This is a genomic window from Rhodococcus sp. JVH1, from assembly GCF_000280725.2.
In the GTDB taxonomy this organism is placed as follows: Bacteria; Actinomycetota; Actinomycetes; order Mycobacteriales; family Mycobacteriaceae; genus Rhodococcus_F; species Rhodococcus_F jostii_A.
Genome location: NZ_CP166289.1, coordinates 5,009,443 through 5,033,946, shown reverse-complemented (window position 1 = coordinate 5,033,946; position 24,504 = coordinate 5,009,443). Strand labels below are relative to the sequence as shown.

Annotated in this window: 24 protein-coding genes and 1 pseudogene; 7 read left to right on the top strand and 18 right to left on the bottom strand. The window is 66.3% G+C overall.

Features of this window, described 5'->3' with window-relative positions:
- The first annotated feature begins 38 nt into the window (after positions 1–38).
- The gene (locus tag JVH1_RS23245; protein WP_009475516.1) at positions 39–1,310 is read left to right on the top strand and encodes an MFS transporter; all 1,272 of its coding nucleotides are present in this window, start codon (positions 39–41) and stop codon (positions 1,308–1,310) included.
- Complete coding sequence (locus JVH1_RS23240) at positions 1,307–2,323, top strand: hypothetical protein (protein WP_009475517.1); 1,017 nt, start codon at positions 1,307–1,309, stop codon at positions 2,321–2,323. Before JVH1_RS23245 ends, JVH1_RS23240 begins: the two co-directional genes overlap by 4 nt.
- Positions 2,324–2,371: 48 nt before the next feature.
- On the opposite strand, the gene JVH1_RS23235 is transcribed toward JVH1_RS23240, so the two are convergent.
- Positions 2,372–2,923 (bottom strand): TetR/AcrR family transcriptional regulator, encoded by a 552-nt coding sequence (locus JVH1_RS23235; RefSeq protein ID WP_009475518.1) that lies wholly within the window; start codon positions 2,921–2,923, stop codon positions 2,372–2,374.
- A 45-nt stretch (positions 2,924–2,968) separates the two neighbouring features.
- Between JVH1_RS23235 and JVH1_RS23230 the strand changes: the two genes are divergently transcribed.
- Positions 2,969–3,484: a thioesterase family protein gene (locus JVH1_RS23230; protein WP_009475519.1), complete on the top strand. Its 516-nt coding sequence runs from the start codon at positions 2,969–2,971 to the stop codon at positions 3,482–3,484.
- A gap of 106 nt (positions 3,485–3,590) precedes the next feature.
- Here the strand turns inward: JVH1_RS23230 and JVH1_RS23225 are convergent, their stop codons facing one another.
- From JVH1_RS23225 to JVH1_RS23180, 10 genes are all read right to left on the bottom strand, one after another.
- The gene (locus JVH1_RS23225; protein WP_009475520.1) at positions 3,591–4,112 is read right to left on the bottom strand and encodes a hypothetical protein; all 522 of its coding nucleotides are present in this window, start codon (positions 4,110–4,112) and stop codon (positions 3,591–3,593) included.
- A gap of 1 nt (position 4,113) precedes the next feature.
- Positions 4,114–5,340: a phosphotransferase family protein gene (locus JVH1_RS23220; protein WP_043779387.1), complete on the bottom strand. Its 1,227-nt coding sequence runs from the start codon at positions 5,338–5,340 to the stop codon at positions 4,114–4,116.
- 5 nt (positions 5,341–5,345) lie between these two features.
- Positions 5,346–6,362, bottom strand: coding sequence for a hypothetical protein (locus JVH1_RS23215; RefSeq protein WP_009475522.1), 1,017 nt, complete (start codon positions 6,360–6,362; stop codon positions 5,346–5,348).
- 57 nt (positions 6,363–6,419) lie between these two features.
- Entirely contained in the window at positions 6,420–7,868 is a 1,449-nt protein-coding gene (locus JVH1_RS23210; protein WP_009475523.1) for an aldehyde dehydrogenase, read from the bottom strand.
- Between the two features lie 31 nt (positions 7,869–7,899).
- Positions 7,900–9,027: an NAD(P)-dependent alcohol dehydrogenase gene (locus JVH1_RS23205; RefSeq protein WP_009475524.1), complete on the bottom strand. Its 1,128-nt coding sequence runs from the start codon at positions 9,025–9,027 to the stop codon at positions 7,900–7,902.
- A gap of 160 nt (positions 9,028–9,187) precedes the next feature.
- Positions 9,188–9,982: an IclR family transcriptional regulator gene (locus JVH1_RS23200; protein ID WP_043779326.1), complete on the bottom strand. Its 795-nt coding sequence runs from the start codon at positions 9,980–9,982 to the stop codon at positions 9,188–9,190.
- A 76-nt stretch (positions 9,983–10,058) separates the two neighbouring features.
- Positions 10,059–11,072 (bottom strand): hypothetical protein, encoded by a 1,014-nt coding sequence (locus JVH1_RS23195; protein WP_009475526.1) that lies wholly within the window; start codon positions 11,070–11,072, stop codon positions 10,059–10,061.
- Between the two features lie 31 nt (positions 11,073–11,103).
- Positions 11,104–12,411, bottom strand: coding sequence for an MFS transporter (locus tag JVH1_RS23190; protein ID WP_009475527.1), 1,308 nt, complete (start codon positions 12,409–12,411; stop codon positions 11,104–11,106).
- Between the two features lie 35 nt (positions 12,412–12,446).
- A complete protein-coding gene (locus JVH1_RS23185) occupies positions 12,447–12,995 on the bottom strand; it encodes a hypothetical protein (protein WP_009475528.1) in 549 nt (182 codons plus the stop codon).
- Positions 12,995–14,236: a phosphotransferase family protein gene (locus tag JVH1_RS23180; protein WP_009475529.1), complete on the bottom strand. Its 1,242-nt coding sequence runs from the start codon at positions 14,234–14,236 to the stop codon at positions 12,995–12,997. The genes JVH1_RS23185 and JVH1_RS23180 overlap by 1 nt, the downstream gene beginning before the upstream one ends.
- A 349-nt stretch (positions 14,237–14,585) precedes the next feature.
- On the opposite strand from JVH1_RS23180, the gene JVH1_RS23175 reads away from it, so the two are divergent.
- The 4 genes from JVH1_RS23175 (at position 14,586) to JVH1_RS23160 (ending at position 18,431) form a co-directional block, all read left to right on the top strand.
- On the top strand, positions 14,586–15,392 hold the full coding sequence (locus tag JVH1_RS23175) for an enoyl-CoA hydratase-related protein (RefSeq protein ID WP_009475531.1): 807 nt from the start codon (positions 14,586–14,588) through the stop codon (positions 15,390–15,392).
- 88 nt (positions 15,393–15,480) lie between these two features.
- Positions 15,481–16,617, top strand: a complete 1,137-nt coding sequence (locus JVH1_RS23170; RefSeq protein WP_009475532.1) for an acyl-CoA dehydrogenase family protein — start codon at positions 15,481–15,483, stop codon at positions 16,615–16,617.
- A gap of 29 nt (positions 16,618–16,646) precedes the next feature.
- Positions 16,647–17,543 (top strand): SDR family oxidoreductase, encoded by an 897-nt coding sequence (locus JVH1_RS23165; protein WP_009475533.1) that lies wholly within the window; start codon positions 16,647–16,649, stop codon positions 17,541–17,543.
- A 78-nt stretch (positions 17,544–17,621) separates the two neighbouring features.
- On the top strand, positions 17,622–18,431 hold the full coding sequence (locus JVH1_RS23160) for a PaaI family thioesterase (protein ID WP_009475534.1): 810 nt from the start codon (positions 17,622–17,624) through the stop codon (positions 18,429–18,431).
- A gap of 19 nt (positions 18,432–18,450) precedes the next feature.
- Here the strand turns inward: JVH1_RS23160 and JVH1_RS23155 are convergent, their stop codons facing one another.
- From JVH1_RS23155 to JVH1_RS23125, 7 genes and pseudogenes are all read right to left on the bottom strand, one after another.
- Positions 18,451–19,062: an AMP-binding protein gene (locus JVH1_RS23155; protein ID WP_371113096.1), complete on the bottom strand. Its 612-nt coding sequence runs from the start codon at positions 19,060–19,062 to the stop codon at positions 18,451–18,453.
- A gap of 268 nt (positions 19,063–19,330) precedes the next feature.
- Positions 19,331–19,408: pseudogene (locus tag JVH1_RS23150) on the bottom strand (AMP-binding protein); the annotation flags it as partial.
- Positions 19,409–19,525: 117 nt separating this feature from the next.
- On the bottom strand, positions 19,526–20,560 hold the full coding sequence (locus JVH1_RS23145) for a phosphotransferase family protein (protein ID WP_009475536.1): 1,035 nt from the start codon (positions 20,558–20,560) through the stop codon (positions 19,526–19,528).
- Positions 20,561–20,596: 36 nt separating this feature from the next.
- Positions 20,597–21,448 carry an enoyl-CoA hydratase/isomerase family protein gene (locus JVH1_RS23140; protein WP_009475537.1) on the bottom strand — a complete coding sequence of 284 codons (852 nt, stop codon included), beginning with the start codon at positions 21,446–21,448 and terminating at the stop codon, positions 20,597–20,599.
- 5 nt (positions 21,449–21,453) lie between these two features.
- Complete coding sequence (locus JVH1_RS23135; RefSeq protein ID WP_009475538.1) at positions 21,454–22,263, bottom strand: enoyl-CoA hydratase/isomerase family protein; 810 nt, start codon at positions 22,261–22,263, stop codon at positions 21,454–21,456.
- A gap of 78 nt (positions 22,264–22,341) precedes the next feature.
- Complete coding sequence (locus tag JVH1_RS23130) at positions 22,342–23,532, bottom strand: CaiB/BaiF CoA-transferase family protein (RefSeq protein ID WP_009475539.1); 1,191 nt, start codon at positions 23,530–23,532, stop codon at positions 22,342–22,344.
- Positions 23,533–24,504: an EamA family transporter gene (locus tag JVH1_RS23125; RefSeq protein ID WP_009475540.1), complete on the bottom strand. Its 972-nt coding sequence runs from the start codon at positions 24,502–24,504 to the stop codon at positions 23,533–23,535. It abuts the gene before it with no gap.

The following is a 24,504-nucleotide window of genomic DNA, read 5'->3' as shown; positions in this document are numbered from 1 at the left end:
CACGGTCCGACCCTCGACATCGATCGACAGGAGCTCCCATGAGCACAGCGTCCACGCGGCATCTGAACCGCTGGTGGTACGTCGTCACAGGCTTTGTGACACTGCTGTTCGGCACGACCGCCGTCAACGTGTTGTTCAACATTCTGGGTAAGCCCATGACCGCAGAATTCGGCTGGGAACGAAGCGTCATCAGCAACGGCCTGTCCATCGAAACGGTGCTGGTGGGCATCAGCATCGTCATTCTGGGTTTCCTCATCGACCGGTACGGGCCCAAGATCCCGTCGGTTCCGATGTCACTGGCGTTCGGCATCGGCCTGATGCTGATGTCCGCGCTGCCGAACAATCAACTCGTCTTCTACCTGCTCTGTGTCGTGATCGGCGCCGGAGCGGGCGCCGTGAACCCGGTGGCGCACTCGACCGTGGTGAGTGCGTGGTTCCAGGACCGTCGCGGCATGGCGCTGGGCATCCTCATGGCCGGCCTCGGCTCGTGCGGAGTACTCATGCCGTATCTGGCCAACTGGATGCTCGGCATCGGCGGATGGCGGATGGCGTTCCTGGTCATCGGAGCCCTGTGCACGGTCATCCCGGCCGCGGTCTACGCCTTCGTCACCCGCATGCCCGCCGAACACGAGGCCGAGCGCGTGGCCGCGCGTCTACAGGGCCGGATGGCCGGGGAATCGCTGCTCACCATCGCGAGGAAGTACCGGCAGTTCTGGCTGCTGTCCGTCGCCATCTTCTTCGTGTCGTCGGCGACGTTCGGCCTGATGTCCCAGGTCGTGCCCATGACCACGGACAAGGGCATCAGCCAGGGCACCGCCGTCTCCATTCTGTCGGTGCTGAGCCTGGCGTCGATCGGAGCACGACTGCTGGTCGGCTACCTGCTGGACCGGTTCTATGCCCCCGTCATCGGCTCGATCATCTTCGCCCTGTGTGGGGTCGGGGTCTTCCTCATGATCACGTCGTCGCAGACGGGCGTACTGTTCGCCGGCGCCGCCCTGATCGGTCTGGGTCTGGGTTCCGAAGGCGACCTCGCCGCCTACATGGTGAGCCGGTACTTCCCCAAGCACTCGTACGGCCGGGTGCTGGGATTCATCTACTTCCTGTACGCGCAGGGGTCGGCGTTCGGCATCTTCCTGCTCGGACAGGTCTACGGCGCCACCGGCTCCTACAGTGCCGGCGCGCTTCCGATCATCGTCCTGGTCGGCGTCGCCATCGCGTGCCTGCTGATGATGGGTTCCTACCGCTTCACGCTGGACCATCGCGAAATCGGCGCCGACAATGTGACCGTAGAACAGAAGGAGCACGTATGACCGACGGATTTCACGACGCCCTGGTGACGCACACCGCCGAGGACATGCCGGAGAAGTTCTTCGACCGGTACATGTTCAATCTCCACCCGGACGGAGCCGCTGCACCGTCGGTGATCCTCGGCGCCGGCGTCTATCCGCCGCGGAACGTCGTGGACGGCTTCGTCGTCCTGACCACGGAGTCCGAACAGCGCAGTCTCCGCTTCTCCACCGAACACTCCGACACCGACGGCGCCTCCGTCGGACCGTTGACGTGGGAAACCGTGGAGGACAACAAAACCTGGCGAATTCAGCTGGGTGAGAACAAGACCGGGCTCGAACTGGATCTGCTCTGGCGCGCACGGGCGCCGTACTGGCTCGGATCGGTGGACGTGAAGAACACGGACGGCAACGTCACCGCGTTCGATCACCTCTTCCAGCCCGGTCGCTACGAAGGCACTCTCACCCTCGACGGAACCACTACGGACGTCGGGGGGTGGTACGGCCTGCGGGACCGCTCCCGCGGCGTGCGCACGATGTCCGGGGGCCAGGGCCTGCACATCTGGTACCAGGCCCAGTTCCCGGACCGCACGTTCGGATTCCTGCTCGTCGAGGACCGCGTGGGCGGACGGATCCTGTTGGAGGGCGCCGTCATGCACGACGACGGCCGACTCGACGACATCGCCGACGTCCGGCACGACCTGGTGTTCACCTCGGGCAACGACCTCGCTTCCGGCACGGTGGAGATCGTGACAGCCTCCGGAGCCACCTACCGCGTCGACGCGGACGCCTCGGCCGGCGGGGGCTTCATGGCAGGCGGCGGCTACGGCGGGCACCACGGCAAGGTCCGCGGCCGCGACCACGAGGAGTTCGACGTCTACCCGTTGGACGGGACGGTGGGGCCGAAGACTCTCGACTCGGCCCTGACCGACCGGTGCTGCACGTTCGACTGGGACGGGCAGACCGGGTACGGGATCTTCGAGTTCGCGCTGTCGCGGTCGTCGTCCTACACGTACCGCCCCAGCCTCGCACCATAGTCCGAGCCGTCACTGCCCCTGCACCTATCGGTAGGTGCAGGGGCAGCACTATCGACGGAAGGCGTCCAGGCCCTCGCTCGCCATCCGCACCATGTGGTCGGCCAGCCCGGCCGTGCGAGTCACCTTGGCCGGCCAGTATGCGATGGAGAAGATCATGCCCAGGCAGGACTGGGTGGCCACGGACACTTCCGCCGGTGACGCGGCGGGGATCGACCGCGCCACCGCAGCCTCCCAGCTCTGGACGTACTGCTTGCGCCGGCGATTGATCACCTTCCGCCACGGATCGACCAGCGACCGGTCTTCACGCTGGCTGACATTCACGAGATGCCGGTGCCGGGCTGCGAACAGGGCGTGGTGCCGGATCATCCGCTGGAGATCGAGATCCGCGTCGTCGTGGACGGGTTCGGTGGCGCCGATCAACTCGTCCATCGCCTCGTCGAACAGGGTGGCCAGGATCTCGTCCTTGCCGGAGAAATGGCGGTAGATGGCGGGACCGCTCAGTCCGGCACGGGACCCCAGTTCGTCGACACTCGTACCGTGAAAGCCTTTTTCGTAGAACAGCTCTGCGGCAGTGTCGAGGATCTTCCGGTTCCGGTCCACCGCGCCATTCTAGCACCGGTTGTGAACGATCGTTATAGTGGATCGATGACGATACCAGGCGGAATCCCCTCCTACCTCCAGGTGGTCGCACTGCCCCGCGAGTGCGGGCCGGTGCTCGTTCCGTCCGCCTACGAGGACGAGAACGGCCACATGAACATCCGCCACTACTTCGACCTCGAGGCGCAGGCGATCGCGGAGGTGTTCGACCGGATGGGCATCACCGACGACTACCGCGCCACCCGCGGCCAGGGGTTCTTCACCGCGGAGCACCACATCCGCTACTACGCGGAGGTCCACGTCGGCGACCGGGTGTCGGTACACGCGCGGATCGTCGCACGCTCCGACAAGGTGGTGCACGCGATGGCCTTCCTCGTGGACGACACCACCGAGCGCCTCGCCAGCACCCTCGAGGTCACCGCCACCCACGTCGACCTCACCAGCCGCCGGGTCTTGCCCTTCGCCGACGACGTCGCCGAAGCGGTCGATCGGGAACTCGCCCGCACCGACGTCGACTGGCCCTCACCCGTCTGCGGTGCGATGGGCATCCGCGCCCAGGCCTGAGCGGATTCCTCCACGCGTCCTGGACAGACGCTCACCTTCTCGGTTCCCGCACGCGTTCTAGGGTCCGAGAACGGGTGCGGGAGCCGAAAAGACGAGCGCGACGAGTCTAGGGTGTGAATACCGCTTGAAGGCTGCGGACCGAGCTCGGCTCGGGATCGAACCCGAGCGGCAACAGCCATGCCCGGTCGACATCGGCTCGATGCAGACTCGCCGCGACGACGGCCCGTTCGATCCGGCGCCGCGTCGCGGCGTCGAGCTCATCGGTCTCCCGAAGCGCCCGGCTGATGGCCGAGGACAGTTCTTCAGTCGCCCGGCGCTGCTGCTCCCCCGTCGCGCCGGCGTCCTCCGACACCCGTGCGGCGGTGCCGAGTGCGCGCTCGAACGACGACCACGACGGCAGCGAACCGATATCGGTCCGGATTTCGTTTCCCAGTGCGACCTGCTCGCGGAGCTGACCACGCTGCCGATCCCCGATCCAGTGCGCACGGCCCTCGACGAAACGGACGAAGTCGGTGACCAGCCGAACCTGTTCGATCGCCTGGGCGTCGCCGCTGGCGTCGACGACCGGGGTGACCACTTCGGTCAGCGCCTTGACCGCAGCGATGGCGGTATTGGTCGTGTAATCCATGTCAGACCACCTTCTCGAGGAGTTGTCCGAGTTCACGCACGAGGACGGGGACCACGCCCTCGAGCCGGGCGAGTAGCACATCCTGGTGCGAGCGGCCGAGCCGTGCCACGCGGTACGAGGTCGCCAGGGTTTTCACGATCGCGTAATAGCTGCAGAAGACCGAGTACCACTCGATGCGGGCGGGGTCGACGGTCAGACCGGACGCCTTCTCGTACTGCTCGAAGAGATCCTCTCTCGGCAACATCCCACTGGCCAGGAACGTCTTTCCATCCTCGGCGTAGTGGCCGTAGAGGGGTTGGGTGCAGTAAGCGAGATCCGCGTGCCGGTCTCCCAGATGCCCGAGTTCCCAATCGAGCCATGCCGTGACAGTCGCCGACTTCTCGTCGAAAAGGAAATTGCCACTGCGGAAGTCGCCGTGGACGAGGCTGACACGCTCGGTCACCGGAAGGTTCCGTTCGAGCCACCCGGCGGCAACGTCCATCAACGGAACGTCCTCGCCGCGATCCTGTTCCCAGATCTGCCGCTCGAAGTTCAGCCTCCACAGCGCACTCTGGTTGGTCCCGGAATCGGGACGGACCAGAGCGTCAGACGTGACATCGGATACGTCCCGAGAGTGCAGAGCGGCGAGGTGTTGCACGAACTGCGGTGCGAGTTTCGCGCGCAGTTCGGGACCGAAATTCGTCCCGAGGCCGGACACCTGGCCAGTCTTTGTGGTCTGCGGCTTCGTGACACCGTCGACGAAGTCGCACACCAGCGCCGGCTCGGGGAACTCGTCACCATACGCGTCGGTCCAGCGGACCGCCGGCACCGGCAGCACTCCACGTGCCGCCGAGATGAGTTCCGCTTCCGTCTGTTTGAACGTCGCGTTCAGCGTCTCGGGCGGATCCATCCGGAGCAACATGCGGTCGGCGACCGGGCCCCTGCCAGGCTCGGACCAGTTCAACGTGAACGCCATCTGGATCTTCGATGCCCCGCCGGTGAGCCACCGGGTGTCGGTGACCGCGAAGTCGCCCTCCACCCGCTTCTCCAGGAACTTGGTCAGCGCGGTGCTCAACTCCTCCGGAGTCGACCGCATCCAGATCGGCCCCCCGCGTCGACGGAATTTCAGGTCGAGTGCGATCTGACTGGCCGAATCCGTGGGGAATCGGCGCCTCCCGGCCTCGATCATTCCTTCCGTGGGATGGTCGCTTCCCACTACCGAACCCGTGGTCTCGACTGCTGTTTGCATCGTGCTCACCTGCCCGTCGTTCCTGCGGCCAGACGTCGCGCTGCCCGGCCGTGCCGCGAGGTGCGGTCGGCCAAGAACTCGATCCCCCAGGTGTCGGCCATCAGTCCGTAACCGAGGCGGCCGTCGAGTTCGTAGCGCATCAGGGCCTGGAAGGTCACGTAGGACGGACTGAAGGTGTACCACGGCGCACTGGCCACTGCCGAGCCGTACACCTCGTATGTACGACCCCGTTCGTCGGTGACGCGGATACGATTGGACGTCGGAAGCAGGTCCACCTGACTTCCTTCCATCTCCGCACTGGTGATCCCGTACACCTTGCCGTCCTCGTAGACGTATCCGAATCGCAGCGGGCCGTAGCTCACCTCGTCGTCGTGATCCAGCGCCATCACGAGGTGGATTCCGAAGTTCTCGTCGAACGGAATGTGCACGTATGAGATCGCGGCCTGGCCGAGTTCGGTTCGCTCTCCCCAGCTACGGTCCATGCCACCCATCGAATCGATCGTGTACTTCTTCCCGCGCAGTTCGAGGGTTCCGGTGACACGACCGAGGAAGTCGAGGTGTCCGCCCGCCCAAGCATCGCCGAGCCCGAGATCGGTGTGCTCGGGATCCACCGACAGCAACGGATTCTCGGCTGGATCGTTGGGGTCCCAGGCCGGCATGCACCCGTCGAGCCTCATGTCCATCGAGCACACACCGGCCAGGCTCTCGTATGTGAAGTGGTACCCGGTTGGCGGTGCGTCGACCTCGACGGAGAGACCGTTCTCCAAGGAAAATTTCATCATCGAGTCCGGACACGGGACGTGCATGTGCGGATCGGTGAAGTCGACACTGAAGGGGTCGGAATTGTGCCCTTGAACCACGTTGATCGACGAGATCGTCGCGCCCACGTTCGGCCGCGCCAGGACATAGACGTTCCCGTAGATCCTCTCCTCCGGGATCGCGAACCAGAATCCGATCGTCTCGGCCCACCTCTTCAGCGTCGGGTGGTTGGGATGGAAGTCGGCGTCTTCGGGCTTGATCATGTTTCCTGCCTCGTGGTTGAAGGTATTCGGTGTCAGGACATTCGGTTATCGGGGTACTCACACACCCCGGTAAATCGACTTGACGTTCTGGAAGCTGCGGAGGCCCTCGGGACCGAGTTCGCGGCCGAGGCCACTCGCCTTGACCCCACCGAACGGAGACCAGGGATCGTTCGAGTAGGCGTTGATCCCGACCGTCCCCGTGCGGACCCGGCGCGCGATCTCCTCACCGCGAGCCGGATCGGACGTCCACACGGAACCGCCGAGGCCGTACACGGAGTCGTTCGCGATTGCGACGGCGTCGCCTTCGTCGCGGTACGGGATCACGGTCAGGACCGGACCGAAGATCTCCTCCTGAGCGATCGTCGCCGAGTTGTCGACGCCGACGAACACGGTCGGTTCGACGAACCAGCCACCGTCAAGATCACTCGGGCGGCCACCACCGGTGGTCACCTCGAAGCCGTCGGCTCGCCCCTTGGCGATGTACCCCTCGACCCTGTCCCGTTGTCGTGCTGACACCAGTGGACCGATGTGAGTGCCCGAATCGAGTGGGTCCCCGATCTTCAACGACGCGACCATGTCGGTCACGCTGTCGACGACGGCGGCATACTTCGACTCGGGTGCCAGGATGCGGGTGTTGAGCCAGCAGATCTGGCCGTTGTTCAGAAGGGTCGCCGAGAAGAAGGCCTCGGCGTGCGCAGACAGGTCTGCGTCGTCCAGCACGATTGCGGCGGACTTGCCCCCGAGTTCGAGGGTGACCGGACGCAGGAGCCGCCCGCAGGTTTCGGCGATCGATCGTCCTGCCGCGGTGGAACCGGTGAACGACACCTTGTCGACGCCCGGATGCGCGACGAGGTGGGCACCGACTTCACGTCCGGCCGGCACGATGTTGAGCACACCCGCCGGGAGACCTGCGGCGATCGCGGCCTCGGCCACCGAGTACGCATCGAACACCGTCTCCTCCGCCGGCTTGAGGACAACCGTGCACCCGGCTGCGAGAGCGGGCGCGAGCTTGAGGAACGTGATCCCCTGCGGGACGTTCCACGGCACGATGGCCGCGACGACGCCGATGGGATCGTGGACGACGCGGGTGCTGCCTCCAGCCATGCCTGGGCGTAGTTCCTCGGCGACGCCGGACCTCATCAGATCCGCGTAGTAGCGCAGCAGAATCGCCGGGAAGACGGCCTCGATCCCGCGGGCCACGGTGGTCGGCATGCCGTTCTGGATCGTCACCCGGCGGGCTGTCTCGTCGCCGCGCTTCTCGAGTTCGGCCGCGAAGGCGTCCACGATCTCGCCGCGCCGCTCCGCCGACCAGGTACTCCACCCGTCGGGGGCGTCGAAGGCCCGCCGAGCTGCGGCGACGGCGGCGTCGATGTCCGCTTCCGTACCTCGCGGCACCGACCCGATCTGCTGCTCGGACAGCGGTGACCGTACTGCGATCAGGTCGTCACCCTGTGGCGCCGCCCAGGCACCGTCCATGTAGAAGCTGTCGTATCGAATGTCATTCACTGGCTTGTCTTTTCCCTTCACTGATGGGCGGCTACACGACGTTCTGCAGGTCTGCATCCGGGACGAGAACCGCTTTCACGACGTCACCACGGTGCTGTGCGGCGACGGCCTCGTTGATGGCCGACAGCGGAAAGGTGGTGATCATCTTGTCGAAGGGGAACCGACCTGCCCGGTAGTGCCCGATAAGTTCCGGAATGAACTCGGACGGATCGCTGTCCCCCTCGACGATTCCCTTCACGGTCAACCCCGTCTGCATCGTGCTCACGATGTTCAGCGGAAGGTCGACGGAAAAATCCGAGGGAACGCCGACCAGACCGAGAACGGCGTTACAGCCGACTGCCGCAATCGCGCTGCGTATAACGTCGACGCGGCCGGTCGTATCGAAGACGTAGTCCACGCCCCCGGGGACGATCCGGCGGACCCCCTCGGCCAGGTCACCGTCGGCTGTGGGGTCGATCGTGTGCGTTGCCCCCATGTCGGTGGCCATCGTCCGCCGCGCCTCGTGCGGTTCCACGACGAGGATCGGCGAACAGCCCTGGATCCGCGCCGCCATGACCGCCGCGAGGCCCACGGGCCCGGCACCGAGAATTATGAGACTGGACCCAGCGTGGCACCGCATCGATCGCATGACCGCACCCGCACCGGTTTGGAGCCCGCACCCCAGCGGACCGAGTTGCGCCAGCTTCAGGTCCGCATCTACCGCGACGACGTTCCGCTGATTGACCACAGCATGAGTCGCGAAAGAGGACTGGCCGAAGAAATGGCTGTACACCGGGCCCGCCTCCGATTCGAGTGCCCGGGACCCGTCGGGTCGCGTCCCGATGTAGTTCTCGACCGCGAAGTCGCGACAGTAGGCAGGGTTGCCGGACGTGCACGAGGTGCACCGTCCGCAACTGTTGAAGGACACCACCACGTGGTCACCGGGCGCCACGGTCGTCACCCCGGCGCCTACCGTGGTCACGACCCCGCTGCCCTCGTGCCCGAGCACAATGGGATACGGAAGTCCGTAGATGCCGTCGCGCGCCGCAATGTCTGTGTGACATATGCCGACACCGCGGATCTCGACGAGAATCTCGTCCGGCCGCAGCTCGGCGAGGGATACCTGCTGGAATTGAAAATTCGAATGCGGCTCGCGTGCGAGCGCTGCGACGATGGTCATCTCGCTCCTGATTTCGGGTCTCTATCGCCCTGTAATACCGACCATACTATAGAACTATCGGACCAAAAAGTGATGACCGGAAATTCGGCGAATCGGCAGATCCGTTGTTCCGAAGCATGTTTCGGGTAGCGCCACGTCGCGGACGCGGCCGCGCCCCGACTCACATGGTGCCGGACGGCCTCAGTTCACGAATACGGGACTCGATTCCTACTGCTGCTCTGCGCATCTGGGCGACGAGTCCGGATTCGAGGCTCGACTGAAGGCGGGTCGTCGGCAACGCGACGACGAGGGCGCCGAGAGCAACACCTTCACCGTTGCGAAGACAGAGCGCGACGGAGGACAACCCCACCTCAACTGTGTCTACCGCTGTCGCGTAACCCTTCTCGGCCACAGCCCGCAATTCCCTGCACAACTGGGCGAACTCTGCCGGTGCCAGCCGGTCGGCCGACAGTGCGTGGTCCGACTGATACAGGTCGGTGAGCGCACTGTCGCCGAGTTGCGCGAGCAGCACTCGGCCGCCGGCCGACGTGCGGGCAGGTGGAACATGCCCCTGGCGGTTTCCGACCCTGAGCAGCTTCTCCGACTCCACGGCTCCGATCACCCGAGACTCGGCGCCCGTGCGTACGACGAGATTCACCGTCTCCCCTGTCAGAGAGGCAAGTTCGCGCATCGGGCCGAGGCTGGCATCGCGGAATGTCTTGGTCCAGGACGAATGAGTGGGACCGACCCCGATCGACGGCCCCGGGAGGTACCGCCGCGACTCGTCCTGCACGACGAAGCCGTGGTAGATCAGCATGGCCAGCAACCGGTGGGCGGTCGACTCGGCCACGCCGATCTCCTCGGCGGCATCCTTCAACCGGAGGCTGCCGTGGTCGCGGACTGCATTCAGCAGTAGCAGCGCATTGTGCACGGACTCGATCATGTAAGTCGGCTTACTGATCGGCCTCGTCTTCATACCGGGATGATAGTCCGACTTCGCGGGGTCCGAAATGGGTACCGCCACGGCGCACCCGCGATTGCGGCCCGGCTTCTCAGACGGAGACGAGCCCGCGGGTGTCGGCCTGGAACCGACCGAAGTTCCTGTTCAATTCGGACAGGTGCCGAGTACTCATGACCACCCCGTACCCGTCGCGCCCCGCACATGTCCACCGCATCAGAGCGTTGTGCACCATCGCGGTCGGCGCCGCGATCCAGGGCGCCCCGACGTTCGGCGTGGCCTGCAGGCGGAACTTCTTCCCACGCACGTCGGTGACCGTCATGTCGATTCCGGTGCACACCATCCCGAGGTGCGTGCTGGTCATCTCCAGCACGTCGGTGAGCCCGTAGACCTCGCCGTCGTCCATCACGTATCCGTGCGAGAGCTGGAAGGCGCCGGGATTCGCCACCGCGGGGTTCCAGGGGCAGATCATGTGGAAGGCGAGGTCCTCGCCGAAGGTCGCCGAGACGATGTGGTTCGGCTTCCCGGCCTTCATGGGGTCACGCGGTCCCCAGCTCCGATCCATCCGCTCGATGGAGTCGACGACGTACTCGCGGCCGCGAACGATCATCGTTCCGGTCGCACGCCCGGTGGCATCCCCGTGCCCGATGGCCTTGCGGCTACCCGACTCGAGGTCGGCGTGGATATCGGCAGCCGTGCCCGCCTGTGGACTGTGCTGCGGATCGTGAATGTCGAATGGATCCATGAGGTTTACCCAGTCGACGTGGATCTCGGTGCCGTCGTCGGCGACGTAGTCGATGCGGAACTTGCGCGGCGCGTCGACCGCATCGATCGACAGTCCGATCGGCGAGTCGATCCGGGTGAAGGATGCCGGCGCGGGGAGATGCGGATTCTCGTTGTAGTGCAACAGTTCCGCTCGCGTGTCGGTGAGCGAGCCGCACACCATGACCTGGTTCCACATCACCCCGAGACTCGGGCGCACGTTCGTGTAGATCAGCGTGTAGAGGTTCGCCTCCGGAATCACGATCGGAAACAGGATCGTTTCGACCCACAGATGGTCGGCCTCAGGGGGATTCTGGTACTCGAAATGCTCGGCGCCGAATGCCATTTCTCTCATTCCTCACTTCTGTTGGATTGGTCTAGTGGGTTCTGGATCGTGCGGCCGTGCGCGCGGCGAAGATGCCCGCGATCACGGTGAGTGCGACGACGGCCATCGCGTAGAAGGCCGGGACGGTCGCTCCGCCCAGTCCGGCGAGCGCCGCCAGGATGATCGGGGTGGGGCCGGCGAGAAGGGTCGTCGACATCTGCCATCCGAGAGACAATCCGGTGTACCGGGTGTCGGTCTCGAACATCTCGGACAGCAGTGGTGTCACGGCCGCGATGTTGGCGGCGACGACGGGTGTGACGACCACCATCGCGGCGATCGCGAGTGGCAGCACGCCGCTCGACAGCATCATGAGCGACGGATAGATCAGTACGATCAGCGTGGCCGACGAAACGAGCAGTTGCGGGATCCGTCCCACCCGGTCGGACAGACGCGCAAAGGGAAGCACGGCAGTGCAATACGCGACCAGGCCGACGAACGTGATCAACTGCGCGTCTCCGGCGGAGAAGTCCGTGAACTCCTTCAGCGCGGACGGCATGTAGATGAAGTACAACGCCATCATGCACGAGTTGGTCGCCGCGATACCGATCCCGATGAGCACCGATCGATAGTCCCGTCGCAGCGTCGTCAGCAGCGGCGATTTCTGCACCCGCCCCTCCCGGGACAGGGCCGTGAACGCCGGCGTCTCCTCGAGCCGGAAGCGGATGTACAGGCCGATCAATCCCAGCGGCAGCGACAGCAGCAGCGGCAATCGCCATCCCCACGACGACATCGCCTCCGGCGACAGGGTCCGGGTCAGCGCCATCGCCGTTCCCGATCCGAACAGCATCGCCCCGCCGACGGTCAGCGAGATGAATCCGACGAAGAAGCCCCGCCGGGCAGGCGGCGCGAACTCCGCGATGAGCGACGTCGCTCCGCCGTACTCACCGCCCGCGGAGAGTCCCTGCACGAGACGCAGTGCCGTCAGGAGAACCGGTGCCGCGACACCGATCTGGTAGTACGTGGGCAGCACACCGATGCCCGCCGTGGCGAGGGTCATCAGGGTGATGACGACCGAGAGGACGACCCTCCTGCCGTATCGGTCGCCCAACGGCGCGAAGATCACCGCGCCGAGGGGGCGTGCCACGAAGCTGGCGGCAAAGGCACCGAAGGTCAGCAATAGGCTGACGAACGAGTTCCCAGTGGGAAAGAAGGCTTGCGCGATGTACGTCGCGACGTAGCCGTAGATGACGAAATCGTAGTACTCGACGAACGTTCCGAAACTGGCGGCGGAGATCGCGCGCCGACGCATGTCGGTCGAGACCGTGGCGTCGGGTGCGGTGGTGATCACCTCGGATGACATATCTTCTCCTGATGCATGAGGCAGCGGTGCGTTGGCTAGTGGGCGCGGGGCGGAGCGGCAGGGGTGCCGAGGAGGGAGCGGAGGGGCGGGACGGCAGCCGGGTCCGGATCGACGCCCTGGGGCAGGAACCACGACCGCTGCATCTCGACGAGTGGTCGTGAGTGGTCGAGCACGAGGCGGCTGATCTCTGCGCCCGTGTCCGGGTCCGTGGATCGCGCCGATCGGACCATTCCGCCGATCGCTCGCGTCAATTCGTCCGTCGCCCGGTCGAGTTGTCCGTATTCCGGAACGGCGAGCCGGTCGGTGGCACGCGCCTGCTCGAGTGCGTCGACGAGCAGTGACCGGGCATCGCGATCCATATCCGGGTAGTCGCTGAGTCGTTCTGCCAGAGCGAGATACGTCCGGAACTCGTACAGCTTCCGCGGATACTCGTGCTGTGCGCGGTCGCGGTAGAAGTCGAGTACGCCGGCGATGACCCGCACCTGCTCGGCGGCGAGCGAATTCGACTCCCCCAGCGCCGGTGTCACCGTCGTACGTAGTGAGCGGGCAGCTGCGTCGAACGTGTTCGCGGATTTGTTCACCATCAGAGAACCTCCTCGAGATCCTTGCCGAGTTGATGCGCCATCAGATATCCGGTCGCCTCGAGTCCCGTCAGCAGGACGTCCTGGTGGGTCTTCCCGAGCTTCGAGACGCGGTAGGCCGAGCCCAGCGCGGTGACGACGGACTGGTATTCGTTCAGGATCCGGTAGAACGTCAGCTTGTCCGGATCGACGGTCAGGCCGGATGCCCGCTCGTACTGCTCGAAGAACTCCGCGGTCGGCAGCAGACCCGTCGCGAGGAACTCCGAACCGTCTTCGGACGGATGGCCGAACGGGTACAGCGTCGCCCACGCGAGGTCGCGGTGGCGGTCGCCGAGGAAGCTGCGCTCCCAGTCGAGGATGGCCGTGACGGATCCGCTGTCCTCGTCGAACAGGAAGTTTCCCCCGCGATAGTCGCCGTGGACGAGACTGACACGGTCGAGGACGGGGAGATTGTCCTCGAGCCAGCCTTCCGCCACGTCGAGCAGCGGAAGGTCTTCTCCTCGGTCCTCCTCCCACACCCGTCTCGCCCGGTTCAGCTGCCACAGGGCGCTCTCGGTGCCGCCCACCGCGGGCTTCTCGTAATGGTCCAGTGGGGCCGCCGCGACGTCGAACGTGTGAATGCGCGCCAGGAGGTCGACGAACTGCGGGGCGAGGACTTCGCGGAGTTCGGGACCGAAGTTGATTCCGATGCCGGCGATCCGACTCTGGGCGCGGCTGGGCTTCGCGGATCCGTGCACCCAGGTGTAGACGAGCGCCGGCTCCGGGAACCACCGTCCGTCCTCGTCGACCCACCGGACCGTCGGCACCGGCACTGTTCCAGCGAGGGCGTTGATCACCTCGAATTCCCGCATCCGGCTGGTGGCATTGAGGGACTCCGGCGGCTCCATCCGGAGGACCAGGTCCTCGGTCACGTCCCTTCCTGCCGGGTCGGAGTACCTGAGGGTGAAACCCATCTGGATCTTCGACGCTCCGCCCGTCAACCACCGCACGCTCCGGACCTCGAATGCAGTCGGCAGTACGTCCCGCAGCATGTTCTCGAGCGCCGCGGTGAGCAGGCCGAGATCGAAACTGCGGTAGCCCGACCCGGCCCGCCTCTCCATCTTGCGGGTCAGCATCCTGTCGTATTCGCCTTCGGTGGGGAATCGGGCGCGAATCGCCTCGATGATCTCGGGCGTGGGATCTTCTCGATCGGCGTCTGCGATCGGTCCGGGTATCTGCAGATCCCGGTGGATGGTTGCACTCATGGTTTCCTCATCACGCTCATGGCGGTACACGCCGTGACCGGAGCGCTACAGCACGGCTCTCCGGGAGATTGGGCCTTGCGGGTCGGGCGTCGTCACCTCGACGTCCGGAACATTAATGTGACCGGGCACACACGTACAGAAGGTTCTGCTGTGCAGAGGATGGAAGTGCGACGATCGGGTCACGACGTCATATTGCAGAGAATTCCCATCGCATCAACGCAGGTCACAGCCTTTTTGACCGTCGCTCTTGAAAACGCTCGTTATCAGCGCTACCTTCGTCATAAGGTAAGACCAAAAGAACTTCGCGGGGCTTACGTTCCGCGGGCAACCTGAAAGGACCAACAGGTCGATGAGTGACTTCACGAGTGACTTCACGGATGTGACGTACGAGGTCGAGAACGGACTCGCCTGGATCACGATCAACCGGCCCGAGCGGTACAACGCGTTCCGCGCGAAGACGGTCGACGAGTTGGTGAAGTCGTTCAAGAAGGCGTGGGGCAGCTCCGAGGTCGGGGCGATCGCGCTCACCGGTGCCGGCGAGAAGGCGTTCTGCTCGGGTGGCGACCAGAAGCAGCGCATGGAGACGGGTGACTACGGCCCGTCCGACAGCGGCCTGTTCGAGGTCGAGGCCCTGCACCGCGTGCTCCGGGATGTGCCCAAGCCCGTGATTGCCGCAGTCAACGGTGTCGCCGTCGGTGGCGGCCACGTGCTGCACCTGCTGTGCGACCTGTCGATCGCCGCCGATCACGCCATCTTCGGGCAGAACGGTCCGCGCGTGGGATCGTTCGACGCCGGCCTGGGCACCGGCTACCTCGCCCGCGCGATCGGCGAGAAGCGCGCCCGTGAGATCTGGTTCCTGTGCCGCCGCTACAGCGCGGAGCAGGCCCTCGACTGGGGCCTGGTCAACAAGGTGGTGCCCGGTGACCAGTTGCGCGCCGAGGTCCGGGCGTGGGCCGACGAGATCCTGCAGCTGTCGCCGACGGCGCTGAAGGTGCTCAAGCAGTCGCTCAACGCCGACACCGAGCACTTCATCGCGCAGGGCAACATGGCCTACTCCACGCTGAAGCTGTTCGGTGAGTCCGCCGAGGCCATCGAGGGCATCAGCGCGTTCAACGAGAAGCGTAAACCCGACTTCTCCAAGTTCCGCGGCGCCTGACCGATGACTTCCGGACGGCGGGGCTGTCTTTCGCCTCGCCGTCCGGCAACTCACTTCCCAGGACCCGTCACAGAGAGCAGTAGGCCACATGCGTTTCACCCGAGAGCAACGAGAGTTCGCGGTCGCCGTCCGCGAGTTCTGCGACGCCGAATGCAAGACCCTCCAGCAACGTGACCTGCTGACCGAGGGCGGCACCCTGGCGAACAGCCAAGTTATCCTCGACAAGTTCGCCGGCCTCGGCTGGCTCGCCGTCTCGCTGCCGGAGGAATACGGTGGGGGCGGCGCCGGAATGGTCGAGGAATGCATCTTCCTCGAGGAATCCGCCCGCGGCCTCGCACCCATCATCGCCTACTCCACCGGACTCACCGCCGCGCAGACGTATCTGCGCTACGGCACCGAAGAACAGAAGCGCACCATCGTCGGCAACATGGCCGCAGGCAAACTCGAGGCGATCGCCCTCAGCGAGCCCGGCGCGGGTTCCGACCTCGGTGGCGTCCGGATCAAGGCGGAACTGGTCGACGACCACTACGTCATCAACGGCCAGAAGACGTGGATCTCCGCGGCTCACATCGCCGAGCACATCCTGCTCCTCGCCCGGACCGACACGTTCGGCAACAAGCATCAGGGCCTGACCCTGTTCATGGTGCCGACCGACGCGCCCGGCCTCCAGATTCACGAGATCAAGACCATGGAAGCCCGGACCTGCAACGACCTGTACTTCACCGACGTCGCGGTCCCGGTGAGCGCTGTCGTCGGCACACCGAACCAGGCGTGGCGCCATCTGATGCGCGGACTGAGCGTCGAACGGCTCATCATCGCGACGATGGCGCTCGGCGGCGCCCAGCGTTCGCTCGACGACCTGATCGCCTTCGTCACCGAGCGCGAGCAGTTCGGCCACAAGATCAGCAGCTTCCAGGCCATCCGGCATCGGATCGCGGACCTCGCCACGGAGATCGCCTTCGCGAAGTCCTTCGTATACGAGGTGGCCGAGCGGATCGACGCCGGCGAGGAAGACAACCTCAACCGCGAGGGCTCGATGGCCAAGCTGAAATGCACCGAGATCGCGAAGAAGACCGCGCTCGAGGCGATGCAGATGATGGGCGGCTACGGCTACACCCGCGAATACGGCATGGAGGAACAGGTCCGCCGCTCCCTGGCGCCGCCGATCTATGGCGGTACCAACGAGATTCAGCGCGAGATCATCAGCAAGAGCCTGGGCCTGTAGCCCTCGTTCCCGACCTTTAGGACCAGCGCATGACCACTTCCCCCTTCGCGTCCGACGCCCTCGCGGGCAAGCGCGTGCTCATCACCGGCGGCGGCACCGGGCTCGGTCGCGGCGTCGCCCGCCACCTCGTCGACCACGGCGCCGAAGTACACCTGTGGGGCCGCCGGCCCGCCGTCCTCGAAGAGGCCGCCGCGGAGGCGTCCGTCTCCAGGCCGGGCTCGGTGCACTGGCAGACCGTCGACGTCCGCAACGCCGACCTCGTGTCGTCCGCGATGGACGAGATCTGGGCGCTGCACGGCCCCCTGACCGGCGTGATCAACAACGCCGCCGCGAACTTCATCGCCCCCACCGAATCACTCAGCCCGCGTGCCTTCGAGGCCGTCACCTCTACGGTGATGAACGGGTCGTTCAACACCACCCACGCCGCGGGCCGCCGCTGGATCGAGGGCGGAACCAAGGGCGTCGTCCTGTCCACCCTCACCACCTGGGTGTGGAGCGGTTCTGCGTTCGTCGTCCCGTCCGCGATGGCGAAGGCCGCCGTGCACTCGATGACGATGTCGCTCGCCGTCGAATGGGCCCGCTACGGCATCCGCCTCAACGCACTCGCCCCCGGACCGATCCCGACGGACTACGCGTGGGAGATGCTCAACCCGACCGAGAAGAGTGCCGTCGGCGCCACCCAGGCCGACCAGGTGCCGATGGGCCGGATGGGCACCATGGAGGAACTCGCCAACCTCACCATCTTCCTGCTGTCGGACGCCTGCGACTACCTCACCGGCCAAACCATCGCGATGGACGGCGGCCAGATGCTCGCCGGCCCCGGCACTTTCGCCGGACTGACGTCGATGAGCAGCGAAGACTGGGCCGCCGCCCGGGAAAAGAGCAAGGCCGCCAGCGAAGCCGCGAAGGCCCAGCGCGGGGTCTGACCCACACCCGTACGAGGAAGGCCTGCCGACGAGACTCGCGTCCGTCGGCGGGCCTTCTCCTGTCTGTCCAGGAGGGACATGACCATCGAGGACGTCACCGCACTCCCGTTCGTCGCGACCGGTGTCGAAGCACTGTTCCGAGTAACACCCGTGACCGGCGACGCCACCCACGGCAAGTCCACGATGACGACCGGACCGTGGATGGCCGATGAGCGCGGACTGCCGTGCCGCGGCGCACTCGGTGTGCTGATGGACGACGTGACGGGATATCCGATCACCGCCCGCGCCCCGGCCCGGCACTGGTCCGTCACGACGGAACTTCACCTCGACTTCTCCCGCAACCCTGCACTCGACGGTTCGGTCCTGCGGGCAGAGAGCCAAGTCGTCACCGAAGATCCCGACGGGGGGCTGGCAACCAGCCGGGTCGTCGACGAGTCCGGACGGGTCGTTGCGCTCGCAAGCGCCCGCCTCCGATTCGTCGCCGCCGACATGCCAACGGGTTCGGTGCCCGACCACGTCGCTCCAGCCCGAATGAACGCGACCTCGATCATCGAACTGCTCGGTGCGCACCACCGAAGGGACAACGCCGCTGCCGGCCTCGAACTCGAACCGTCGGAGTCGCTCCGCAATCCGCTGGGCAACGTCCACGGCGGGGTCCTGCTGTGCGCCTCCGAGCTCGCCGGCCACTCCGCGGTGACACCACATGCCGAATTCCAGACGACGTCCATCGCCATGGCGTTCGTACGGCCCTGCCCGGGCACCGAGCCGATCACCTTCGCCCCCAGAATGATCTACCGCGGCCGTACCTTCGCCGTCGTCCAGGTCGCCGGGCGCAATCGATCCGGAAAAACCTGCACCACAGCGACTATCACGTGCCATCGCATGTGACCGTCCGCTGCGCCGGCGGTCAGGCGCCGGTGCCGCTCATGGCACGCAGCTCGTGCTCGAGGACCTTCCCGGTCGTGTTCCGCGGGAGAAGGTCGACGATGCGCAATTCGAGCGGGAGGTTGTACCGGGCCAGTGCGGCACCGGCGGACTCGCGCAGCTTCTCCAACTCCAGTCGCGCGCCCGGCACCGGGACGACGACCGCCACCACCCGTTCCCACCAGCGATCATCGGGGGCGCCGATCACCGCGACCTCGGCAATGGCTGGATGGCCGTACAGCACGCTCTCGACCTCCGCGGGGTAGACGTTCTCACCACCGCTGATGATCATGTCCTCGAGCCAGTCCGCGATGTAGTAGTAGCCGTCCTCGTCCTGGCAGGCGACGTCCCCGGTGCGCAACCAGCCATCCGGGCCGAGTGCGGCGGCAGTTTCCTCGGCCATGTTCCAGTATCCCGGGGTCACGGTGTCGCCGCGCACGCAGAGTTCTCCGCGCACACCGGGCGTCGTCACCACGTCGCCGTCGGCGTCGATCAGACGGACCTCGTTCAGCATGCCGGCGGTGCCGCAGGGACCCCAGCTTGTCGAGCGCGCGATCGGTGCCAAGGAACGTGGCCCCGTCGCCGCCTCGGTCAGACCCCAGCACTACCTGACGGGAATGCCCCGTGCCCCATTCAGCCGCAACATCGGTTCCGGGACAGGCGCTGCACCCGCGACGATGATACGGACGCTGGACAAGTCGGCGGTGTCGAAACGCTCGCGTTTTGCTCGTGAACATCATGGCCGGCACCATGAACAGCGACGTCACCCGATATCGCTCGATGTCGTCGAGCAGTGTCCCCGCGTACAGTGGCGCCGACGTGAGCGCGGCATGTTCGGCGTTGGAGTTCACCGCCAGCATCCAGTTGACGTTGCTGGCCCACAGGTTTCGGTGTGTCAGTATCGCGCCCTTCGGCCTTCCCGTGGTTCCGGAGGTGTACAGGATCGGGGCGGGCGAATCTGCGTCGAGGCGACTTCGCCCACATGGCAGGGCCGCTGCGCCGGCAGGTCGTCGATTCCTTCCCAGCCGTCCCTGCCTGAGACAGCCTTGACGCAGAGGTCAGACCACGGACTGTGTCAGCCCCGCCGCGCGGTGGGCGGCGTCGAGGAAGGCACGCACGAGTGCCCCGTCGCGGTAGTACTGATCGCCGACTCCGGCGACGGCGCGGCGGCGCCCGTACTCGTACAGCACCGCCAGCTTCCACAGGGCCAGTGCGGTGTACCAGTTCAGGTTCGACAGGTCGGCGCCGGTGGCGGCCGCGTATCGCTGGGCGAGTTCGTCGCGGGTCGGGTACCCCTCCTCGAGCACGGCCGTACCGAGGTCCTCGGTCGGTGTTCTCTCTTCGCCCGCGACGGGATACGAGGCGAGGAAGTAGCCGAGATCGAACAGCGGGTCGCCGATCGTCGCGAGCTCCCAGTCCAGCACTGCGGCAATGCGTCCCGGCGAGTCGGGCGCGAGGATGACGTTGCCGATGCGGTAGTCGTTGTGGATGATCGCCGCACCCGATTCGGCGGGCACGTTGGCGCCGAGCCACGCGTCGATGTCCGCGAACTCCGGCGGCGGCGTCCCGTCCTCGGCCGCCACCAACCCGCCCATGCGGCGCAGGTGACGCTCGTTGAATCCCTCGGGCCGACCGAGATCACCCAGTCCGGCGGCCTGCCAGTCCACAGCGTGCAGTGCGGCGAGAGTGTCGATCAGCGCCTCCCCGATGCGGCGCCGATCCGCGGGTGCGCTCAACGCGGACGGGGTCTCGACGGTGACCACCGGACCGGCGACGTAATCCATGACGTAGAACGGGACATCGAGTACGTCACCGGTCTGCCCGACGGCGAGGACGTCCGCCACCGGCACACCACTGCCCGCAAGGCCCCCGACGAGGCGCGCCTCCCGCAGCATGTCGTGGGCGCCCGGCGGAACCGGCGGAGGCGGGGGACGGCGGACGATCACCTGACGTACCCCGTCGGAGACGAGGAACGTCAGGTTGGAATGCCCGTCGCCGATCCGGGACGTCGTGAGCGTGCCATCGGTGATGCCCCGATCGCGCAGGAACGACTCCAGCGCACCGAGCGTGTCGGGCGTCCAGTCCCAGGTCATGCGCTCGCCTCCATCCGTGTTCTCATTCGTTGATACCTATTGGCCTGTGAAGCGCGGTTCCCGCTTCTCTTTGAACGCGGCAAGCGCCTCCGGCATGTCTGCGCAGCGGGTGAGCAGCGCCTGCCCCCGGTTCTCCAATTCGAGGGCCGCGGAGTAGGACGTGACTTCCTGGTTCCGCTGCAGAGCCCGCTTCGACATCCGGACGCCGCCCGGGGAGTTCGAGGCAATGGCCTCGGCCACCGCGACGGCCTCGTCGAACAGCTCCTCGCTCGGCACAACTCGGTTCGCCAACCCGATTCGGGCAGCTTCCTCGGCGCCGACGAAACGCGCCGTGTACGCGATCTCCGCAGCCCTTCCCGGTCCGACGAGGCGGGTGAGCTTCCATGACGTGCCCAGCTCGCCGACGGACAGGCCGACTTTGACGAACGCCGCGTTGAACTTCGCGGTGGGTGCCACGAGGCGGATGTCGGCGGCGAGTGCGAGCGCCATCCCGCCTCCCGCCGCGGCACCGTGAATCGCCGCGATCACGGGGAACGGCAGGTGGTACAGCGCCGCCAATCCGCCGGTCGCGGTCTCCTGGAACCGCAGGAACTCGCGCACACCCATGTCGGTGATGACGTGGATCTCGTCGAGATCGAATCCCGCACAGAACACCCGGTCGCCCGCGCCTCGGATGATCAGCGCCCGGGCGTCCGTGTCACGCAATGCGTACGCGGCGGTGTTGAACTCCTCGAACATCTTTACGGTCATCGAGTTCATCCGGTCCGGCCGGTCGATCGTGAGGACGGCGATCTTGCCCTCGATCACCTCGAGGGTGAGGGTCTCCAGCTGGGGCGGCGTGTAGTTGCTCAGCACCGCTGTATTCTCCCGCGTTTCCGTCTGCGTCATGCCGGTCACCGCCCCGTGAACTTCGGGTTGCGCTTTTCCTTGAAGGCGGCCAGGGCTTCGGGCATGTCCTCGCCGCGGGTGAGCAGCGCCTGACCGCGGTTCTCCAGTTCGAGCGCCGCCGCGTACGACGACACCTCCATGTTCGCGTGGAGCGCGCGCTTCGACAGCTGCACTCCGGCAGGGGAATTCGCACAGATCAGGCGGGCCATCGCGAGGGCCTCGTCGAGCAGCGACTCGGCCGGAACGACCGCGTTCAGCAGTCCGAGGGACTCGGCCTCGACGGCCTCGATGAAGCGGCCGGTGTAGGCGAACTCCGCTGCCCGCGCGGGACCGATGAGCCGGGGCAGGTGCCAGGACGCACCCAGGTCGCCGGCCGACAGGCCGATCCGCACGAACGCCGCGTTGAAGCGCGCCGCCGGCGAACCGATCCGGATGTCGGCGGCGAGGGACAGGGACAGCCCACCGCCGGCGGCCGCACCGTTGACCGCCGCGATCACCGGGACGCGGATACTGCGGATCGCCGCGAGTGCCCGCGCCGCCAGTTCTTGCTGGTCGAGCATGCCCATCGGCGTCAGTGACGACAGCCCCTCGGCGTCGTCGAGGTCGAATCCCCCGCAGAACGCCTTACCGGCGCCGGTGAGGATCACGACCCGCAGGTCGTGCTCGTGATCCAGCTGCAGCGCAACCTTCTCCAGTTCGACGAACATGGTGTTCGTCATCGAGTTCATCCGTTCGGGGCGATTCAGCGTCACGACGGCGATGCCGGGTTCCGGCCGCTCGAGCGTGAACGTCTCCCATGTGGTGGGCTCGGTCACGAGTTCACTCCTTCTCAAGTTCGGCGATCCCAGGTGATCGCCGTCAGTGTGTGGTCCGGGCGTCTCGCGCCCGGCAGGTCAGGTCGCTGCGGCGGCCTCGCGCACCGCACCCGAGCGCAGCCAGTCGGCGACGCGGCCCGAGGCGATCCCCCAGTCGGTCAGGATTTCGGTGGTGTGTTCGCCCGGCGCCGGCGGACGGCGGTCCACCGCGGCAGCCGTGCGACTGAATCGCGGCGCGGGCGCGGGCTGAACGAGCCCGTCGACCTCGACGAACGTGCCGCGCGCGACGTTGTGCGGGTGCGCCGGCGCCTCGTCGACGTCGAGGACGGGCGCGATGCAGGGCGTGAGTCCCTCGGCGGCGTTTAGCCAGTCGGCGAGAGTGCGACCTCGCACGGCGTCGGCGAAGATCTTCTTCATCTGCGGCCACTGCGATCGGTCGTTCTGGTCCGGGAGGTCGTCGGGCAGGTCCAGCAGCGCGACGAGGTCGGCGTAGAAGTGCGGTTCCAGGGCACCGACGGCCAGCCATTTGCCGTCCGCGGTCTCGTAGGCGTCGTAATAGGGCGCGCCGCTGTCGACGAGGTTGGTGCCGCGCTCACCGTTCCACACCCCGGTCTGCGCGAACCCGAAGAACGGCGTCGCGAGGAGTGCGGCACCCTCGACCATCGAGGCGTCAATCACCTGTCCGAGCCCCGAGCGTTGTTTCTCGAAGAGAGCGGACACGATGCCGAGAGCGAGAACCATTCCCCCGCCACCGAAGTCACCGATCAGACTGAGCGGCGGGGTCGGCGGCTGGCCTTGGCGTCCGATCATGGACAGGGAGCCACTGAGCGCTACGTAGTTGATGTCGTGTCCGACATGCTGGGCGAGCGGTCCGTCCTGCCCGAAACCGGTCATACGGCCGTAGATCAGCCCGGGGTTCCGTGCGGCGCAGTCGTCCGGTCCGATGCCCAGTCGCTCGGCAACTCCGGGACGGAAGCCCTCGATCAGGACGTCGGCGTCCTCGACGAGCGACAACACCACCTCTGCACCCTCCGGGTGTTTGAGGTCGACGGCGAGTGAGCGACGGCCCCGGTGCAGCAGTTCGGCGCGGAAGTCGGCGTTCGGGCCGACCAACCCGGCACCGACGGCGCGGTCCACGCGAATCACGTCGGCGCCGAGATCTGCAAGGAGCATGGCGCAGAACGGCCCGGGGCCGATCGAACCGATCTCCACCACCTTCAGTCCCGACAGCGGTCCGGTGAACGAGCGTTTCACGCTGCCCTGCGCCATCTACCCGCCTCCCGTCGCTCTTTGGTCCGATAATAATACCTTGGAACCGTTCATGGTGGAATCCCCCGACGGTCGCTTTCGAGCGTGTGCACTGACGACCAGCACGACCGACAGCAGAACCACCGCTCCCCCGACCACCAGCGCGGGAGTGACGGGCTCGGACAGCACGACCGATCCGAGCGCCACAGCCACCAGCGGATTCACATACGTATGGGTGGCAACCAGCGGCAGTGGCGCGTGGTGCAGTAGCCACGCGTATGCGGTGAACCCGACGATCGAGCCGAACACCACGAGGTAGCCGAACGCACCCCATGCCCGGGGTCCGATGGCACCGTCCAGGCGTTCTCCCGTCGCGACCGAGGCGAACGCCATCGCCGCGCCCGCCGCCAGAAGCTGATACATCGCACTGACATACACGTCGTGGGGCAGCCAGATCCGCGGCTTGATCCACGACCCGAACGACCACGAGAGACTGGACAGCACGATGACGGCCAAACCCACGAGCGGGAGTCCGGACCGGTCACCACCGTGCGGCAGCACCAGGATTGCCAGACCGATCAGCCCCACACCGACGCCGGCCAGCTCCAGAACCTGCGGTCGGTCGCCGGACAGGGCGCGATAGATGCAGATCCACAGCGGCACCATCGCGACGAGGAGTGCCGTCACCCCGGAGGGCACTCCGTGCAGCTGGCCCACCGAGGTCAGGCCGTTGCCGCAGGCGAGCAACAGCACACCCAGGAACGCGGCACCCGCCGTTTCCCGCCCGGTGAGGCGCAGCCGCCGCCAGCCGCCGCGACAGGCCAGGAAGGCGGCCATCATCGCGGCGGCGAGCAAGAACCGTGCGCCCATCGAGCCGAGCGGCGGAACCTCTTCGATCACCAGGCGGATCGCGAGGTAGATCGACCCCCAGATCACGTAGACGAGGACGAGGGCGAGCGCGATCGCACCCCTTCCGGCACGCCCGGACGACAC